Raw genomic sequence first — 17,132 nt, forward strand, 5'->3', positions numbered from 1 at the left:
CCCGAACCCGGCCACGACACCGAGGAGTTGAGCCAGACATGGCCATCAGGAACCCCGCACCCGAGCGCACACCGTCGGCGACGGTACCCCTGCCGAGCACGAGTCTGGGGCACCTCGCCCTCCACTTCCGCCCGGGGGAACGGGCGCTCGCGACCCGGTTCTTCGAACTGCTCGGGGCCAGGGTCCAGGAGTTCCCCAACCAGTTCTCCGACGAGCCGCTGTACGTCATCGCGATGGACCGGGACACCCCCGCCCGCGCCGACAACATCGTCTACCTCTTCGCGCTGAAGCCCGCGCAGCTCGAACTCGAAGCCGTCATCGCACGGCAGCTGGGCGCCGGCACCGACGACGAGCACCCCGCGCTCACGGCGTTCCTCCAGCAGCGGGCCCAGTGGCCGGAGTCGTATCTGCACTTCGGGCTCCACTACGGCCGGCTGGAGGACCTGGAGGCCGCGGTGACCGGACTGCGCGAGGAGATGGCCGCGAACCCGGGGTTCGCCGCCCGCGTTCAGGGCCTGCAGGTACTCAAGGCCCGCGGCGAGGACGGCGACCGGGAGATCGACGAGCGCATGGCGGCCTCGGAGGTGTTCTCCCGGACCGAGGAGTACGCCTACGGCCGGCACGGCGCCCAGGTCCACATTCGCACCGACCTGTTCGCGACCGGGCTCAGCCTGTTCGGCTCGGTGGTGGAGCTGGACTTCGTCTTCACCGGCCCGGGACGGGAACGTAACGCGTTCAACTCGCCCATTTCCTGAGGCAGTTGGTCGTGTGGTGTGGTAAGGAGTCCTCGCAGGGTACCCCGGGGTCACAGGCCGATGGTGGCCGCGAGGCCGGCGGTGTGGGTGCGCAGGAAGTCCTCGTGGTCGCTGACGGTGTCCGGGCCGTGGTGGCCGAAGACGTCGAACAGGACGGCGCCGATGACGGCCGACCACAGGCCGTAGACGCGGGCGATGTTCTCTGTGGGCATCTGGAGGCCGTACCGGTGTCGCAGGCGTTCCATGTCGGCGTGGAGGGTGGGGCTGAGTGCGGTGTCGATCTTCTTGAGGTGTCCTGTGCGCCAGGCTTCTTCGGCGATGCCGGCCAGGGCGAGGGCGAAGCGTGTGCCGGGTTCGACGGTGCGGTGGCCGGGGGCGGCGTAGCCGGGTACAGGTGTGCCGTAGAGCAGGGCGAAGCGGGAGGGTTCGTGGGAGGCCCAGGAGCGGAAGGCGAGGACTGCCACTTCGAGTCGTTCGCGGTGGGAAAGGTGTGCGGCTGCTTCGAGGGCGGCGTCCACTTCGTCGGCGAGTTCGTCGTAGGCGTCGACGATGAGCAGGGTGATGAGTGCTTCGCGGTCGCGGACGTAGCGGTAGAGCGCGGACGGTACGACGCCGATGTCGCGGGCGACGGCGCGCAGTGACAGGTCGGCCGGGAGGACCGTTTTCAGGTGCTCCCGGCCGATGTGCACGATCTGGGCCATCATCTGCTCACGCGCTGCTTGCCGCGATGTCACCTGGTGCTCACTTCGTCGGGGGTGCTGGGGTGGGGAGGGGCTGTTGTGACTGTGTTTCAGGTCATTGTCGGTCAGCGCGGCGCCGGTGCAGGAGGTGGGCTGCACTGTAGGCGAGGGCGGCGAGGACGATGCCGACGGCGAATGCGGGGTGCATGTCCTTGGTGAGGCTGGGTGCGCGGTCCGGCAGCGCGCCCCACAGGGCGAGTGGGACGGCGTAGGCGACGCCGAGCAGGGCCGCCCAGGGCCGGAGGGCCCGTAAACGCGGGTCGCGCAGGGTGAGGTGGACGATGATGATCACCGGGATCACCGCGAGCATGGCGAAGCCGCCCACGATCATGAGGGGGATGAGCAGCGCGGAGACGAGGACGGATTTTCGTATCGTGGTGGGGTGGCCCTGGGGGGTGTGCTCGTCGCGGGGATGCGGCTGGTCGTTCATGATGTCTCCCTCGGTCGGCGGGTAGGCGGGGTGGTGCGGGCTCACGCAGCGGTCGACGGTGCGGCCTCGCGCCTCAGGAGGCGCCACGACTGCCATCCGCGGCAGGCGATGTACGCGAAGATCGTGGACAGTGCGACCCAGGGGTCGCTGATCGCGGACTGCGCGCCCTCGGTGGTGTGGGTGATGGACAGGGCGAGCACCGATGCCGCGATCTTGTGGAACATGATCAGTTCCCACACGGCCGGAGCCTGACGCGGCCGGAAGGCGAGCAGGGCCCACATGGCGCTGAACACGAAGTAGCCGAAGGTGCGCCATCCCTCCACCATCATGCGGTCGTCGCCGGCGTCGGCCATCAGGAAGAACCCGTTCACGAACACGGCGAAGGTGAGCACGGCGTTGAAAGCCATCAGGCCGCGACCGATGCGGTCGGCCCTGTTCTCGTATAGCTACGGCCAGGTGGTGTGTAGCCCTGAGTAACTAGACAGGGCTGCGGTCGCGCTGCTGAAGGACGGCGAAGTCGGCGTGTGCCGTCTCGACGGCCTCCGGGTACGCCTGGGTCTTCTCGTGCTCGGCGAGGGCCCGGTAGATGCTGGCGACGGACGGGTTCTGTCCTTTGCGCTTACCGGTGGGGATGATCAGGGCGGGCTGGATCTGCTCGACGGATTCGCCGAGTGCCTTGCGCCGCAGCACGGTGTGCAGCATGTCGTCGGTGATGACCGGGGGGCGGCCGCCGTACTTGCCCTTGCGGGCTGCGGTCTCCAGGCCCTCCAGCGTCGACTCCCGGATGTTCTCCCGCTCGGTCTCGGCCATCGCGGCGAAGAAGCCGAACAGCAGCTTACCGGGGCCGGTGGGGTCGTAGATGCCGGGCAGCGGGCCGGCGAGCATCTCCAGCACCAGGCCGTGCTCGGTCAGATGGTCCGCGAGGGCGGTGAGCTCTGCCGCGTCCCGCCCCAGCCTCTTCATCTCGAACACGGTGAAGATGACCCGGCAGTGCGGGGCGTGCGCCTTGATCTCCCGGGCGGTCTTCAGTGCCTGTTCGAACTGCGGGCGGACCTTGATGCGGGTGCTGATCTTCTCGCTGAAGACTTTGTCCCTGCCGATGCCGTGTTTGGCGAGCGCGTCCAGCTGCGAGTCGAGTTCCTGGCTGAGGTGCGAGCAACGGGCGTAGCCGATGCGGATGTCCGCGCTCGGCAGACTGGGGTCGATGGCGGCGGGCACCGGCTTGCCGGGCCGCCAAGGCTGCCCCGGCCCCCGGTTGGCCGGAGTCGGCACACGCAACTCCTTCGCCAGCTTCGGCACCTTGGTGAAGCGGCCGGTGTGGTAGGCGCTCGTGACCGCCCCGCTGCGCGAGCGGCACGGCGAGCCGGGGGCGGCCTTGCACTTCGGGCACGGATGGCGCTCGACGAGATCAGCCTCGGACTCAGGTCCGGCGGAAGGTTCTTGAGGGTCGGTCATGAGCCCGGATTTTCGCACAATGCAAGTCGCAGAACCCTACCCCTCTCACTTTTGAGTGCGAACGGGTTCTGAGAGTCGATCCGCTTCTCGCCGATCTCCGTCCGGCTCTATTTGATCTTGCTCGGACAAAGGACCGTTTGTGAGAGTTGCGGTCCTCAGGCCATGGACACCATCGACAGCGACACCGCGCGACAGGCTTCCCTATAGTGCCCGCCGTCGGACAGCGACATGGGCGGTCAGCGCGTCGGGCCCGAGCCCTGTGAAAGTCCGCCGGAGCTTTCCTGCTCGCTGTGGTGGGTGGGTGGGTGGGTGGGTGGCGGGGCTGTGGTTCCTCGTGGGATGAGGTGGGGCAGGGCGATGTGCCGGCTGCGGTCCGCCTCGGAGTCGTTGATGAGCTCCAGGGCCAGGTCGGCGGCGGCTCGGCCCATGTCGGAGGGCGACTGGGCGACGATGGACAGGTCGAGCCACTCGGCCATCAGCTGGTCGTCGAATCCGAGGACGGAGATCCTTTCGGGTAACTCGATCTGCACGGTACGCAGGGTGGACAGGGTGTAGGCAGGCCATTCGCCCTGCTCGGTACAGAGGGCGCGAAAATCCCGCGAATGAGTTTGTTCTGGTGTGTTGACCGGTTGGGCCTCACGGTGCTTCACTGCCGGAACCGATTCCGAAACCGGTTCCGGAATCCCTCCCGGTACCGGTTTCACAGATCTCTGTAGGATCGGTTCCTTCGGTGCGGGACGAACATTGCCCGCAGTGACATGGGGAGGGGAGGTGGCGTGGCCATCACCATCGCTGACGTGGCCTCGCGGGCCGGCGTCAGTAAGACGACGGTCTCGCGGGTGCTGAACGGCAGGGGCGAGATCCAGGAGGCCACGGTCCTGAGGGTCCGCGAGGCCATCTCGGAGCTCGGCTACGTGCCGAGTGCCGGGGCGGTCGGGCTCGCGCGTGGCAGTACTCAGGTGATCGGCATGCTGGTTCCGGAGATGAGCTGGGCGTGGACCGGGACGGTCGTGCAGGCGGTGCTCGACACGCTGGAGCGTGAGGGCTTCGGTATGCGGCTGCTGACCGGCAACCGCGGCGAGGAGTCACTGCGTCGGGTGGGTGTGCAGGTCGCGGCCAAGTCCTTCGACGGGCTGCTGGTGATCGAGCCTGAGGGAACCCTCGGGTACATCGCGGAGTTGCACGCGTCAGGGCTGCCGGTGGTACTGATCGACGATCGCGGTCACCGGCCGGGTTTCCCTTATGTGGAGACCACGAACCGGGAGGGGGGTGAGCAGGCGGCGCGCCACCTGCTGGAGATCGGGCGTCGTCGTCCGCTGATCGTGACCGGTCCGGAGGGCTACGGCTGTACGCAGGAGCGGCTGGCGGGCTTCGTCGATGCCTTTGCCGAGGCCGGGATCGCAGTTGACGAACGTGGCATCTTCAGTGGTGGGTTCCTGTTCGAGGGCGGGCGGGCCGCGGTGAGGCGGGCGCTGGCGGACGGCGTGGCCTTCGACGCGGTCTTCGCGCACAACGACGCCTCCGCGGCCGGGGTCGTGGTCGGGCTGCGGGAGGCCGGGCTGGAGATTCCTCGGGATGTCGCGGTGGTCGGCTTCGACGACGTCGAGCTGGCGTCGTACACCTACCCGGCGTTGACCACGATCCGTCAGCCGATGCGGGAGATGGGCGAGTCTGCGGTGCGCATGCTGCTGGAGCATGTGCGCGGCTCGCCTCAGGCCGCCGCCTCGTGTTCCCTTGCCACTTCTCTTGTGGTGCGGGGGTCGACCGTCCAGCCGACTCCGAGCTGATCCGACCTCCTACAGACGCGCGAGGCACGGTTGCCTCGCGGTGGAGAGGGTGCGCGGTGTGCTGCCGCTGAGTGCCGCACCGCGCCTGCCTTCTTGAATGTTCCGCCGACTTTTCTCGGCCTTCTTCTTCGTCGCACATGGGCTGATTCGGCATGCCCGCTTGTGGTGGGGAGAGGCTTGGAAGGATCTTCATGTCCTGTGTTCCCTGGCCCGTCGACGCCGAGCTTCGCCGTCGCGTCGCCGCTCTGGATCTTCCGTCGAAGGTGCGGTTGCTGACGGGTGAGACCGTGTGGCGGCTGCCTGCCGAGCCCCGGCTGGGGCTGCTGCCGGTGACGACGTCGGACGGTCCACAGGGTGTGCGGGGCACCGGAGACGACCCCGAAGCCACCGGGCTACTGGCCCCGGCGCCCAGCGCGCTGGGCGCGACCTGGGACACGGCGCTCGCACAGCGGCTGGGTGGTCTGTTCGCGAACGAGGCGCACCGCAAGGGTGTGGACGTGCTGCTGGCGCCGGAGGTGAACCTGCAGCGCACCCCGGTAGCGGGACGGCATTTCGAGTACTTCTCGGAGGATCCGCTGCTCACGGGCACGTTGGCCGGCGCCGTGGTCCGTGGTCTGCAGGAGCGGGGTGTGGGCGCCTGTCTGAAGCATTTCGTGGCCAATGATTCGGAGACCGACCGCACTCGGTACACCTCCCGGCTGGACGAGCGCACGCTGCGCGAGGTGTATCTGGCCCCGTTCGAGCAGGTTCTCGCGGAGGCCGCGCCGTGGAGTGTGATGGCCGCGTACTCGGGGGTCGACGACGGGGTGGAGGCGGCGCCGATGACCGAGCACAGCCGGCTGCTGCGCGAGGTACTGAAGGGCGAGTGGGGTTTCGACGGGCCCGTGATCAGCGACTGGGCCGCCACCAATTCCACTGTGGCCTCGGCGGTCGGCGGCCTGGATCTGGTGATGCCGGGGCCGGAGGGCCCGTGGGGCGAGGCCCTGGTTGCCGCGGTCCGCGCGGGCCAGGTGTCGCAGGAGCTCATCGACGACAAGGTGCTCCGGCTGCTGCGTCTGGCCCGCCGTGCCGGTCGGCTCGGCGAGCAGGGGGCGCGCGCTGGGGACATGCCCGCGAGGCCGTCCGGTTCCATGGAGGCCGCCTCGCTTGCGCCGGAGGAGTTCGCGCTGCTGCGGGAGGTCGCCGCCCGGGCCACCGTGGTGCTGCGGGATGAGCCGAAGTTGCTGCCCCTGGCGGCGGATGGCCTTGGAAGCGTCGCGCTGATCGGCCCGAACGCGGTGGCGCCCTACCTCCAGGGCGGCGGCAGCGCGTTCGTGCCCGCTGTGCGCACGGTGTCCTTCGAGGAGGGGCTGCGTGCTGCGCTGCCGTCACAGGTTCGGCTGACGGTGCACCGGGGCGGGGACTCCCGGCGCCGCCCGCCCATCGTCCCGGACGTGATGCTCACCGCGGCCGGGGAGGACGACCGTTCCGGCACGCCGGGGGTACGGGCGGATCATGTCGGTGCCGACGGAACGATCCTGCGCAGCACGGTCAGGGCAAGCGGTGACTGGACGTCGTACGACGATTTCTGCGCGGCCACGCGCCGCGTTGTCCTGCACACCGTGCTGACGCTGTCCGAACCGGGGGTGCACCGGCTGGAGTTCGGGTGCGCCGGGCGTTTCACCGTCGCGGTCGACGGCGCGGAGGTCCTGTCCGGCAACGACGACCGGGGGGTCGAGCACATCCTCGACTCCACCCACCACCACCCCGCGCTGCGGGGCATCGACGTGGAGGTAGGGCCCGAGCCGCGTCGGCTGTCCGTCCGGATCGACCTGGGCGTGATCGAGGCCGGCGGTTACGGCCGCTTCGTCACCGCCCAGCTGCGTCACGCCCCGCCCGGGCCGACGCCGTACGAGGAGATCGCCGAGGCGGCCGCCGCGGCTGAGGCGGCCGATGTGGCCGTGGTCGTGGTGGGCACCAACGAGGAGATCGAGTCCGAGGGCTGGGACCGCACCGGGCTGGACCTGCCGGCCCCGCAGGACGAGCTGGTGCGCAAGGTGCTGGCCGCCAACCCGCGCACGATCGTGGTGGTCAACGCGGGTGCCCCGGTGCTGCTGCCCTGGGCGTCGGAGGCTCCGGTCCTGCTGTGGGCGTGGCTGCCGGGCCAGGAGGCAGGGCATGCGCTGGCCGACATCCTGTTCGGCCGCACCGAGCCGTCCGGCCGTCTGCCATGGACGCTGCCCGCCCGTGCGGAGGACGTTCCGGTGCCCCATGCCCTTCCCCGGGACGGGATCGTCGCCTACGAGGAGGGCGTTCACATCGGCCACCGCTCCTGGGACCGCCACGGCCTTGATCCCGCCTTCCCGTTCGGGCACGGCCTGGGCTGGACCTCATGGGACTACGAGTCCGTGTCCCTCCCCGAACCGTCCGTCTCCGCCGCAGCCCTGACCTGCCCCGCAGGCGGAGACGGACTCCAGCTGACCGTGGAGGTCACCAACACCGGCCCACGGGAGGGCCGGGAGGTCGTCCAGGTCTATCTGGAGCCGCCCCGGGACGGCCTTGACCGGCCCGTCCGCCTGCTCGCCGGTTTCACCACCGTGCGGGCCGATGCGGGCGCCCGGGCCACCGCCCAGGTGCACGTGCCCGGCCACGCCTTCCAGGTCTGGGACATCCAACAGCGCACCTGGCACACGCCGCCCGGCCTCTACCGGCTGCGTGTCGGCCGCTCCAGCCGCGATCTGCGCCTGAGCGTCGAGGTGATCGCGGACGGCGACCGCCTCATTCCGGCCAGCTGACCCCACCCTTCCACCGGGCCGGCCTACTGGCCGCCTTCCGCAGGACTGTTCAATCGCAAAGGAGCCGCACGATGCGTACCACCTCCCGATCCACCACCAGAACCGTCCAAGCCGTGTGCGTCACTATCACCGCCGCCTTGCTGGCCACCGGCTGCGGCCGGTCCGCCGACTCCGGGCCCGGCACCGACGCCCCGGCGACGCTCGGTACCGGGAAGGCCAAGGGCAAGCTGGTCATGTGGTCGATGGGCGACCCCGACAAGGCCCTCAAGAGCCTGGCCGCGACGTTCCAGCAGCAGAACCCGGGCGTGAAGATCCAGATCACCGCCGTGCCGTGGGACGCCGCCCACGAGAAGCTGACCACCGCCATCGCGGGCGGCAACACCCCCGACCTGTCGCTCATCGGCTCCACCTGGATGGCCGAGATGGCTTCCATGAACGGCTTCCAGGCGACCCCCGCCTCGTTCGAGTCGTCCGCGTTCTTCCCGGGCCAGTGGGACACGACGAAGTACAAGAACACCGCCTACGGGGTGCCGTTCATCGCCGACACCTCGGTGATCTACTACCGGACCGACATCACCACCAAGGCCGGTATCAAGGGAGCCCCGGCCGGCGACTGGGACGGCTACCTGAAGGATCTGAAGGCCGTCCAGGCCACCGCGGGCAAGCAGAATCCCAAGCTGCGCAATGCCACCGGCCTGCTGATGGGCTTCAACTCCTGGCTGTTCTGGCTGCCGATGGTGTGGCAGCAGGGCGGCGACATCTACGACGCCAAGACCAAGAAGTTCACCTTCGACTCTCCGGCGGTCACCAAGGCCCTGCAGTACTACGGCACCATCTTCAAGGACGGGCTGGCGCCGACCGACAAGACCGACCAGAACCAGGGCTTCCAGGACGGACTGCTCGGCACCCTGCAGCAGGGCGCCAGCACGGGCGGCAACCTCCACCTCAACGCCCCCGCCCTCGACAGCAAGTGGCAGACCATGCCACTGCCCAAGGGCACGCAGTCGGCTGGCCTGGCCGGCGGCAGTGACCTGGCCGTCTTCAAGGACGCCAAGAACTCCGACGCAGCCTGGAAGTTCGTCAAGTTCCTCACCGAGCCGAAGAACCTCGCCACGTACGCGGACGCCACCGGCAACCTGCCCGCGGCCGTACAGTCCTGGTCGCAGGGGAAGCTGAACCAGGACGCCAAGATGGCCTCCTTCCAGGCCCAGCTGAAGGTCACCAAGGCGCCCCCGGCGATCACCACCTGGCAGCAGATCGCCGACGTCATCGACTCCCAGCTGGAGCAGCTCGCCTACGGCAAGACCACCGTCGCCAAGGTGCAGCAGACGCTGCAGTCCAAGGCCACCAGCATCGGCACCGGCCGCTGACCGGCCGCGGCATCCCCCGCACGGACGGATGACCCTCATGCCCACGAACACCCTTGGCGGGCAGGAAACCCACGAACACCCCGCCCCCGGCCCCGCGTCGACGGACCACCACCGCATCCTGAGGTTCGGACGGACCCCGCACGGCCGCCAGGCCCGCGCGGCGTGGATCCTCGCCGCCCCGTTCCTCGCCCTGTTCCTCGCCTTCATGCTGCTGCCGGTCGTCTGGTCCCTGGTGATGAGCCTGACCGACACCCAAAGCGCCGACCTGCGCACTCCGCTGAACGTGTCGTTCATCGGCTTCGACAACTACGTCCGGCTCTTCGAGGACGAGCAGTTCCGTCACGCCCTGCGCAACACCGCCGTCTTCGTCCTGGTCGGCCTGCCCCTCACCCTGGCGTCCGGCCTGGCGGCCGCGGTCGTCCTCAACCACGGCATCCGCCGCTTCCGCGCCGTCTTCCGGGTCGGCTTCTACCTCCCGGTGATCACCAGCGTCGTCGCCGTCGCCGTCGTGTGGAAGACCCTCCTCGAACCACGGGCCGGTCTGGTCAACACCGTCCTCGCCTGGTTCGGGATCGACGGCCCCGCCTGGCTGGCCGACACCCGCTTCGCCCTGCCGGTCATGATCCTCATGGCGGTATGGCGCAACCTCGGCACCGTCATGATCATTATGTTGGCCGGGCTGCAGTCGGTGCCCCAGTCCCTGATGGAGGCGGCCGAACTCGACGGCGCCGGGGCCTGGCAGCGGTTCTGGCGCGTCACCTTTCCGCTGCTGCGCCCGGCCCTGCTGCTGACCGCGGTGACCACCGGCATCGGCTACCTGCAGTTCTTCGACGAGCCGTTCGTCATGACCGACGGCGGCCCGCTGGACTCCACCCTGTCCGCCACGATGTACGCCTACAAACAGTTCGGCAACGGCAACTACGACGTCGCCTCGGCCGCCGGCTACGTCGTCTTCGTCCTGATCATCGCACTCACCGTGCTGCAGTTCCGCGTGCTGCGCGACAAGGACTGATGCCCCATGACCACCCTCACCACCGCCCCCGCGCCGCCGCACACCGACCAGGCACAGCGCCGCCGGCGCATCCGCCAGGAATGGGGCCATCCCTGGCTCTACCTGCCCCTCACCGGCCTCCTGCTGCTCATGATCGCCCCGTTCGCGTGGATGCTGTCCGGGGCGTTCAAACCCGAGGCGGACATCCGCAAGGTCCCGCCCGTCCTGATCCCCACTCACCCCACGCTGGCGAACTACCGGGAGCTGTTCAGCAACCTCGACTTCACGAGCATGTTCGCCAACTCGGCGATCGTGGCCGCGGCCGTCACCGCCGGGAACCTGCTGTTCTGCTCGATGCTCGGCTACGCCCTGGCCAAACTGGAGTTCCGCGGGCGGCGCGCCGTGTTCACCCTCGTCATCGCCACCCTGATGGTGCCGGGCCTGGTCACCTTCGTCCCGCTGTACGTGCTGGTGGCCAACCTGAAACTGACCGGCTCCCTGCTCGGGCTGATCCTGCCGTTCCTGGCCACCCCCTTCGGGGTGTTCCTGATGCGGCAGTTCATCTCCGGCCTGCCCGACGAACTCATCGACGCCGCCCGCGTCGACGGCTGCCGCGAACTGGCCATCTACTGGAAGATCATCCTTCCGCTGACCCGACCGGCCCTGGCCACCCTGGGGATCATCACCTTCCTCGGCTCCTGGAACAACTTCCTGTGGCCTCTGGTCGTCGCCCAGAACGAAAGCCAGTACACCCTCCCCGTCGGCCTCGCCCTCGCCAGCGGCGGACAGGACTTCACCCGCTTCGGCATCCTCCTCGCCGGCAGTGTCGTCGTCCTGCTCCCCGTGATGATCGTCTTCCTGCTCTTCCAGCGCCACTTCGTCGCCGGCATCGCCACCACCGGCCTGAAGTGACCCCACGCACGTCACGCCCGTGCTCTCCGGCCCCACCGGCCTGAGCACGGGCGCGGCCAGGCAGATGCTCCTTCCGGCCCGGCCCTCACCATGCCCCCTTGAAAGGACGCTTCAGCACCATGCCTTCCTCCACGCCCTGGTGGCGCTCCGCCGTCTTCTACCAGGTCTACATCCGCAGCTTCGCCGACGGCGACGGCGACGGCGTCGGCGACATCGCCGGCCTGCGCTCCCGCCTGCCGTACCTGAAGTCGCTCGGCGTGGACGCCCTGTGGATCAATCCCTGGTACAAGTCCCCGATGGCCGACGGCGGCTACGACGTGGCTGACTTCCGCGCCATCGACCCGCTGTTCGGCACAGTCGCCGACGCCGAGCAACTCATCGCTGAAGCCCACGAGCACGGGATCCGCATCGTCCCCGACATCGTCCCGAACCACACCTCCGACGAGCACGCCTGGTTCCAGGCGGCACTGGACGCGGGCCCCGGCAGCCCGGAGCGCGACCGTTACGTCTTCCGGCCCGGCCGCGGTCCGGACGGCGCCGAGCCGCCCAACAACTGGGTCTCCTGCTTCGGCGGCCCGGCCTGGACCCGTCTGCCCGACGGCGACTGGTATCTGCACCTGTACGCCCCCGAACAGCCCGACCTCAACTGGCAGCACCCCGACGTGCACGCCGAGTTCGAGTCGATCCTGCGATTCTGGTTCGACCGAGGTGTCGACGGCTTCCGTATCGACGTCGCCCACGGCCTCGCCAAGGACCCCGAACTCCCCGACCTGCCGCCCACGGGAGGCAAGCCTCCCGGTCCTGCCGAACACCCGCACTGGGACCGCGACGAGGTCCACGACATCTACCGCACCTGGCGCAAGATCGCCGACGAGTACGACGGCGACCGCGCGTTCGTCGCCGAAGCCTGGGCCGACACCCCCGAACGCCTCGCCGCCTACGTTCGCCCCGGCGGCCTGCACACCGCCTTCAACTTCGACTTCCTCATGGCCAGCTGGAACGCGAAGGACCTCCGCACGGTCATCGACGACTCCCTCGCCATGCTCAGCGGCGTCGGCGCACCGGCCACCTGGGTGCTGTCCAACCACGACGTCATGCGCCACACCAGCCGCTACGCTCGCAAGACCGTCGCACGCTGGGTACCCAACGAGCGCTACCAGCCCCAGGGCCCCGTCGACCTCGACCTCGGCACCCGCCGCGCCCGCGCCGCCGCCCTCCTCATGCTCGCCCTCCCCGGCGGCGCCTACATCTACCAGGGCGACGAACTCGGCCTCCCCGAAGTCGAAAACCTCCCCGAGGCCGTCCTCCAGGACCCCATCTGGGAACGCTCCGGCCACACCGACCGAGGCCGCGACGGCTGCCGCGTCCCGATCCCCTGGTCCGGACAGCAAGCGCCCTTCGGCTTCAGCCCCGAGAACGCCACCGCCGAACCGTGGCTGCCGCAGCCTGCGAGCTGGAGCGAGCGCAGTACGGAGACGCAGACCGGCCAAGACACCTCGATGCTGGAGCTGTACCGCACCGCCCTGCGCCTCCGCCGGGACACACCCGCCCTCGGCGACGGCACCGTGACCTGGATCGACGCCCCCGCAGGAGTCCTCGCCTTCCACCGCGAACCCGGCTTCACCTGCGTGGTCAACCTGTCAGATGAGGCGCACCAACTCCCTGCGAACAGAGCGATCCTGCTGGCCAGCGGGCCGATCGCGAACGGGCTTCTCGAACCGGACCACGCGGTCTGGCTCACGGTCTGACGGTCCGCCCCCAGGGGTAACGCCCCTCTCAATTCGCCAGGGCCTCTCCGGTGTCACTCCCCGCTGACCGGAGAGGCCCTGGCCCGTTGGACAACGGGCAGCCACAGACACAGTCGATACGGAAACAGGGGCAGTGGCTGCCAGCGCCGCGCTGAGGCGGCAAGGACAAGGGGGGTCGCGATGCGGTCGAGAGCGGCGATGGAGTCGTCGTGCAGGAAGCGGTGGACCAGGCGCTAGCGGTCGGCGTCATCGGGCTGCATCCGGTACAGCCTGCCGCTGGGCATCAGCGGCAGGCGACCGGGCGGCGGATGCAGTTGTGGCGGGCAGCCCACCGGACGCAGTTGCGGGCCTTGAAACGCATCACGGTGCGCAATGCCCCCTGGTAGTCGCGGATGGTCTGCGGTAGCCGACCACCGCGCCGGAGCCCAGATGTCACGCCGGGGCTTCGGCCGCCTCCCCCTGCGGGTTGCGCGGGCCGGGCACCGGCGCCCGGACGGACAGGTCCAGATCGAGGCGGCTGTTCATGTCCAGCTCAAACCGGCCGTACGGATTCACGTGGGTCCAGAACAGAGGCGACAGTGCCCGCCGGTCCGCGTCGGTGAGCCGTGCCGCCCACTTCGGATCGGCCAGGACCTCCTGCATCAGCAGCGTGTTTACGTGTACCAGGGCGGACTGGAGCAGATGCAGCGCGAGCATGCTGACCTCCTGCGACTCCTTGTCCTGCCCGGCCAGGTCGCCGTCCTTGCCGTAGAAGAGGTCCTTGTTCGCGGAGTTCCAGTTCTCCACCACCTGCAACCCCTCGTGGATCTCCTGGCGCATCCCGACATCGGCGAGGTAGTCGCAGACGAACGAGGTCCTCACCGCACGGCCCAGCTCCTCGATCGCCCGGTACGTCGGGTGCTTCGGCCCGCCCCGGGTGAACCGGCGCAGGACCTGCTCGGCCTCGGCGGTGCCCAGACGCAGGGCGGTGGTGTACTTCACGATCTGGTCGTACTGCTGGGCGATCAGGTCCCAGTCGATCGTCTTGGTGGAGAGCACCGGCGCGAGGTTCGGCCACTGGCCGTCCTTCCCCGCCGCCGGCCGGTACAGCTTCGCCGAGCCGATGTTCTTCAGCCTCGGCATCAGCTTGAAGTCGAGCATGTGCGCGAAGGCGAACCCGACGATGGAGGCGCCGTGCGTGTCGGTGTACTGCCGGTCGACGACCATGTCGGTGCAGTGCCGCAGCACGCCCTCGATCATCGAGGCGACCTCGGAGGCCGAACAGGACCGGAGCTGGGAGTAGATGCAGACGGATTTCCGTTCGACGTGCCAATAAATCATCACGCCGGGGCCCCGGTAGCGCTGGTGCCACTCGGTCATCAGGTTCGAGGACCAGGCGCCGAACTTGCGGCTGTCGGAGGCGCAAGCGGTGCCGGTGCCCCACCACATCTCGTCCCGGACGGCGAAGGTGGCGTTCACCAGCTTCCGCAAGGCCGCGCGCATGTTGGCGCGGTTGACGAACAGGTGCCTCACCCTGCGCAGCGTCGCCTCGCTCTCGCCGTGCTTGCCGGTCACCGCGACCCGCTTGATCCCCATGTTCGTGCCCAGCCCGAACAAGACCAGCAGCAGGCGGCGCCGCAGCACATCCTTCGACAGCATCTCTCTGGTGGCCACCGAGGTGAACTCGGCGATGAAGTCCGTGTCGAACTCGGCGTACTTCAGGATATCCAGCAGGTCGATGGTCCCCCAGCGCCGCTCGATCTCGCCCTTGACCGCCACCAGGCTCTCGGGCTCCTCCTGCTTACCGCGTGGCGAGACCCGAATCCACGGCTCGCCGTGCTTCTTGACGATCGCCACCCCGCCCGTCGTGCCCTCCGCGAGGGCCCGTTCAAAGCGGTCCAGCGAGGTGCGGAGCTTGCCTTGCAGGGCGGCGATGAACTCCCCGGCGTCCTGCGGCTGGCCCAGCGCGGCGTAGTGCACGTCCCGGTTGTCCTCGAAGTCCGCCGGCAGGTCGTCCTCCGGGTTACGCCACCGGTTCGCCCCCACCACCCAGATCTCGCGGCGCCGCACCGCATCCCGCAGCGCCACCAGCACGCACAGCTCGTACGGGATGCGCTCGACACGCCCCTTGTCGTCCACCACCGCCGCCCGCCAGTGCTCGGGCACCACCCCCGCCAGTGGCACGCTCTCCGCCGGGTCGAAGAACGCGCCCTCTCTCAAAGGCTGCTCCAGATAGCGCTGGAGCAGGTCGATCGCGTCCATCACCGGCCGATAGGCGGTGTTGTTGCACTTCAGCTCCAGCGCGCCCAGCAACGGCGACAGCATCCGGCGCCAGTGCGCCGAGTACGACGACCGCAGCACCGTACGGACCCGGGCCTTGTAGCGGGCCTCATTCGCCGCGGCCTCCGCCGCCAGCGCCTTCAACGTCTTCTCCCCGCCGACCACCGGATAGATCACCCGACGCACCGAGCCGGACGGCTCGGACAACGCCGCCTCCGCGACCCGCAGCAGCATCCCCTCCTTACCCCGGACCTTCTTCAGCTCGGCGTTCAGCTCCTTGTCGACCTTCCGCTCCGCCCGGGTGTTGATCTTCAGTACCAACTGGATGAACAGGTCCACCAACGAGTCGGTGATCTCCGTCTGCCGCACATGACACAGCGCGGCCAACAGCGTCAGGCGCCGCGGCGGCTTCATCCGCTCCAGGTTCGCCGGGTACTCCTTCGATGCCCGCGCCCGCCACGCGTCCACCACCTTCTCCGACACGTCCGCGAACAAGTCCGCCGGCAGCTCCAACCGCCTCACCCGCTTCAGCTTGTTCACCTCTGCCAGCAGGCTCTCCAGCCCCGGCGCCCCCGGGTCGGCCTTCAGCTCGGCGAAGTGCGACCGACCGCCGCCCGACACCGCGCCCTCACCGTCCGCTCCTTCGCCCACCCCGTCCTCGCTGCCGGCGACCAAGTCCTCCAGACGCGAGCGTGTCGTATGCGAGATCCGCTCCACCCTGCTGCGACAGAACCGGGCCTCGAAGTCCTTGACCGCCTTGCCCACCAGCCGCCCGACCTGCCCCGGGGCCGGCGGCTCGATGTGGTCATTACGGCACCGGGCGACCACCGCCTCCGCCAGCCGCTCCCGTGACAACTCCACCGGACACAGCTCGGCGACCAGCCACTCGGCCAGCCGCTCCTGGTCCTCCTCGGTGTTCGCCCTGAACCCGTACGCCTCCCGGATCTCCTTGCGGTGCCGCTTGATCCGGTCGCCCTGCCAGTCGTAGTCCGCCCATGCACCGGCGGGAACCTTCACCTGCTGGGCCACGTACTCCACCGCCGCCGCAGGCATCTCCTTGGCGGACTCCGGGAACCGGGCCTCCACCTCGAAAAACTTGAGCAACAACGCGAAGCCCAACCTGGTCGCCCCGGACTTGTTCCGGACCTTCTTCATGTCGTCTTCGAGCAACGTCCAGACCTCAATCAGGTCTTCCGGCTCCCAGTCATGCCGCACCCTTACTCCCTCGCCCAACCAGTTGGATCACCACAGCCTGGCGAGGCGGAACCAGGACGAAGATCGGAAGATCATAACTGTTGCCGGAAGGTTACTCAGAGCTACACGCCACCTGGCCGTAGCTATACGAGAGCAGGGCCCGGTCCCAGCGACGGGAGGGGGTGCGGTGGATCCAGGAAGAGGATGCCGTGGTCATGGCGGCGGTCCTTTCGGGTGATTTTCGAGAACAGTGTTCTCTCTTGCGGGCAAGCCTGCCCCTGGGCGCCGACCGCTGTCAAGAACACTGTTCTCGATTTCTTGCTTTCTCGCCGCCTCGGTTGCCCGCGGCCCCGGGTGTCGACTGCGCGATCGCCTCGTCGGTTGGGGCGGACGGACCGGTCGAGGGCCCGCCGGGCAGCTACGGCCGCGGTGTTGTCGATGGGGGCGGCTGCAGCCATGTGCGGGTGATCGGGATCTCTTCGACGGCCCGGTGCGACTCCTTGAGCCGCGCGGAAAGGTCCGCGAACCGCTCCTCGGCGGCCTCGGCCCGCGCGGCGATCTCCCGTTACCGCTCCTCCCGCCCCGTCAGCACCGCGCCGAGGGGGAGCTGATCGCCGGTCGTGCGGTACGCGCGTGCCCAGGCGTCGGAGCGCGGGCGGGGCTCCCGGAACGTGCCCGGGATGTGCGGTCGCGTTTCGGCGTCACCGTTCCGCGACG

The 17,132-nt window shown here is 69.1% G+C and carries 14 protein-coding genes; 8 read left to right on the top strand and 6 right to left on the bottom strand.

The window, feature by feature from the left end:
* Positions 1-38 precede the first annotated feature (38 nt).
* Positions 39-755 (top strand): hypothetical protein, encoded by a 717-nt coding sequence (locus ABZ880_RS44070; RefSeq protein ID WP_361275878.1) that lies wholly within the window; start codon positions 39-41, stop codon positions 753-755.
* Between the two features lie 50 nt (positions 756-805).
* Here the strand turns inward: ABZ880_RS44070 and ABZ880_RS44075 are convergent, their stop codons facing one another.
* From ABZ880_RS44075 to ABZ880_RS44095, 5 genes are all read right to left on the bottom strand, one after another.
* A complete protein-coding gene (locus ABZ880_RS44075; RefSeq protein WP_361275881.1) occupies positions 806-1,489 on the bottom strand; it encodes a TetR/AcrR family transcriptional regulator in 684 nt (227 codons plus the stop codon).
* 61 nt (positions 1,490-1,550) lie between these two features.
* Positions 1,551-1,925, bottom strand: a complete 375-nt coding sequence (locus ABZ880_RS44080) for a hypothetical protein (RefSeq protein WP_361275882.1) — start codon at positions 1,923-1,925, stop codon at positions 1,551-1,553.
* Positions 1,926-1,966: 41 nt separating this feature from the next.
* Positions 1,967-2,332, bottom strand: coding sequence for a hypothetical protein (locus ABZ880_RS44085; RefSeq protein ID WP_361275884.1), 366 nt, complete (start codon positions 2,330-2,332; stop codon positions 1,967-1,969).
* A 70-nt stretch (positions 2,333-2,402) separates the two neighbouring features.
* The gene (locus ABZ880_RS44090; RefSeq protein WP_361275886.1) at positions 2,403-3,380 is read right to left on the bottom strand and encodes a recombinase family protein; all 978 of its coding nucleotides are present in this window, start codon (positions 3,378-3,380) and stop codon (positions 2,403-2,405) included.
* A gap of 236 nt (positions 3,381-3,616) precedes the next feature.
* The gene (locus tag ABZ880_RS44095) at positions 3,617-4,084 is read right to left on the bottom strand and encodes a substrate-binding domain-containing protein (RefSeq protein WP_361275889.1); all 468 of its coding nucleotides are present in this window, start codon (positions 4,082-4,084) and stop codon (positions 3,617-3,619) included.
* Positions 4,085-4,156: 72 nt separating this feature from the next.
* On the opposite strand from ABZ880_RS44095, the gene ABZ880_RS44100 reads away from it, so the two are divergent.
* From ABZ880_RS44100 to ABZ880_RS44130, 7 genes are all read left to right on the top strand, one after another.
* Positions 4,157-5,167 (top strand): LacI family DNA-binding transcriptional regulator, encoded by a 1,011-nt coding sequence (locus ABZ880_RS44100; protein WP_361275892.1) that lies wholly within the window; start codon positions 4,157-4,159, stop codon positions 5,165-5,167.
* A 191-nt stretch (positions 5,168-5,358) separates the two neighbouring features.
* Positions 5,359-7,941 (top strand): glycoside hydrolase family 3 C-terminal domain-containing protein, encoded by a 2,583-nt coding sequence (locus ABZ880_RS44105; RefSeq protein ID WP_361275894.1) that lies wholly within the window; start codon positions 5,359-5,361, stop codon positions 7,939-7,941.
* A 71-nt stretch (positions 7,942-8,012) separates the two neighbouring features.
* A complete protein-coding gene (locus tag ABZ880_RS44110) occupies positions 8,013-9,311 on the top strand; it encodes an extracellular solute-binding protein (protein WP_361275896.1) in 1,299 nt (432 codons plus the stop codon).
* A 37-nt stretch (positions 9,312-9,348) separates the two neighbouring features.
* Positions 9,349-10,323, top strand: a complete 975-nt coding sequence (locus ABZ880_RS44115; RefSeq protein WP_361275899.1) for a sugar ABC transporter permease — start codon at positions 9,349-9,351, stop codon at positions 10,321-10,323.
* Between the two features lie 6 nt (positions 10,324-10,329).
* Positions 10,330-11,214: a carbohydrate ABC transporter permease gene (locus ABZ880_RS44120; RefSeq protein ID WP_361275902.1), complete on the top strand. Its 885-nt coding sequence runs from the start codon at positions 10,330-10,332 to the stop codon at positions 11,212-11,214.
* A gap of 119 nt (positions 11,215-11,333) precedes the next feature.
* Complete coding sequence (locus tag ABZ880_RS44125) at positions 11,334-12,962, top strand: glycoside hydrolase family 13 protein (RefSeq protein WP_361275905.1); 1,629 nt, start codon at positions 11,334-11,336, stop codon at positions 12,960-12,962.
* A 209-nt stretch (positions 12,963-13,171) separates the two neighbouring features.
* Positions 13,172-13,348 (top strand): hypothetical protein, encoded by a 177-nt coding sequence (locus ABZ880_RS44130; protein ID WP_361275907.1) that lies wholly within the window; start codon positions 13,172-13,174, stop codon positions 13,346-13,348.
* Positions 13,349-13,394: 46 nt separating this feature from the next.
* On the opposite strand, the gene ABZ880_RS44135 is transcribed toward ABZ880_RS44130, so the two are convergent.
* A complete protein-coding gene (locus tag ABZ880_RS44135; protein WP_361275909.1) occupies positions 13,395-16,436 on the bottom strand; it encodes a Tn3 family transposase in 3,042 nt (1,013 codons plus the stop codon).
* Between the last annotated feature and the right edge of the window lie 696 nt (positions 16,437-17,132).

Origin of the sequence: Streptomyces sp. NPDC047043 (genome assembly GCF_040644055.1) — a bacterium.
GTDB lineage: Bacteria > Actinomycetota > Actinomycetes > Streptomycetales > Streptomycetaceae > Streptomyces.

Excerpts from the sequence above, each read along its gene's own strand:
- ABZ880_RS44085 (WP_361275884.1), bottom strand. The coding sequence starts at position 2,332 with ATGGCTTTCAACGCCGTGCTCACCTTCGCCGTGTTCGTGAACGGGTTC.
- ABZ880_RS44080 (WP_361275882.1), bottom strand. The coding sequence starts at position 1,925 with ATGAACGACCAGCCGCATCCCCGCGACGAGCACACCCCCCAGGGCCAC.
- ABZ880_RS44115 (WP_361275899.1), top strand. The coding sequence starts at position 9,349 with ATGCCCACGAACACCCTTGGCGGGCAGGAAACCCACGAACACCCCGCC.
- ABZ880_RS44070 (WP_361275878.1), top strand. The coding sequence starts at position 39 with ATGGCCATCAGGAACCCCGCACCCGAGCGCACACCGTCGGCGACGGTA.
- ABZ880_RS44125 (WP_361275905.1), top strand. The coding sequence starts at position 11,334 with ATGCCTTCCTCCACGCCCTGGTGGCGCTCCGCCGTCTTCTACCAGGTC.
- ABZ880_RS44105 (WP_361275894.1), top strand. The coding sequence starts at position 5,359 with ATGTCCTGTGTTCCCTGGCCCGTCGACGCCGAGCTTCGCCGTCGCGTC.
- ABZ880_RS44120 (WP_361275902.1), top strand. The coding sequence starts at position 10,330 with ATGACCACCCTCACCACCGCCCCCGCGCCGCCGCACACCGACCAGGCA.
- ABZ880_RS44090 (WP_361275886.1), bottom strand. The coding sequence starts at position 3,380 with ATGACCGACCCTCAAGAACCTTCCGCCGGACCTGAGTCCGAGGCTGAT.
- ABZ880_RS44110 (WP_361275896.1), top strand. The coding sequence starts at position 8,013 with ATGCGTACCACCTCCCGATCCACCACCAGAACCGTCCAAGCCGTGTGC.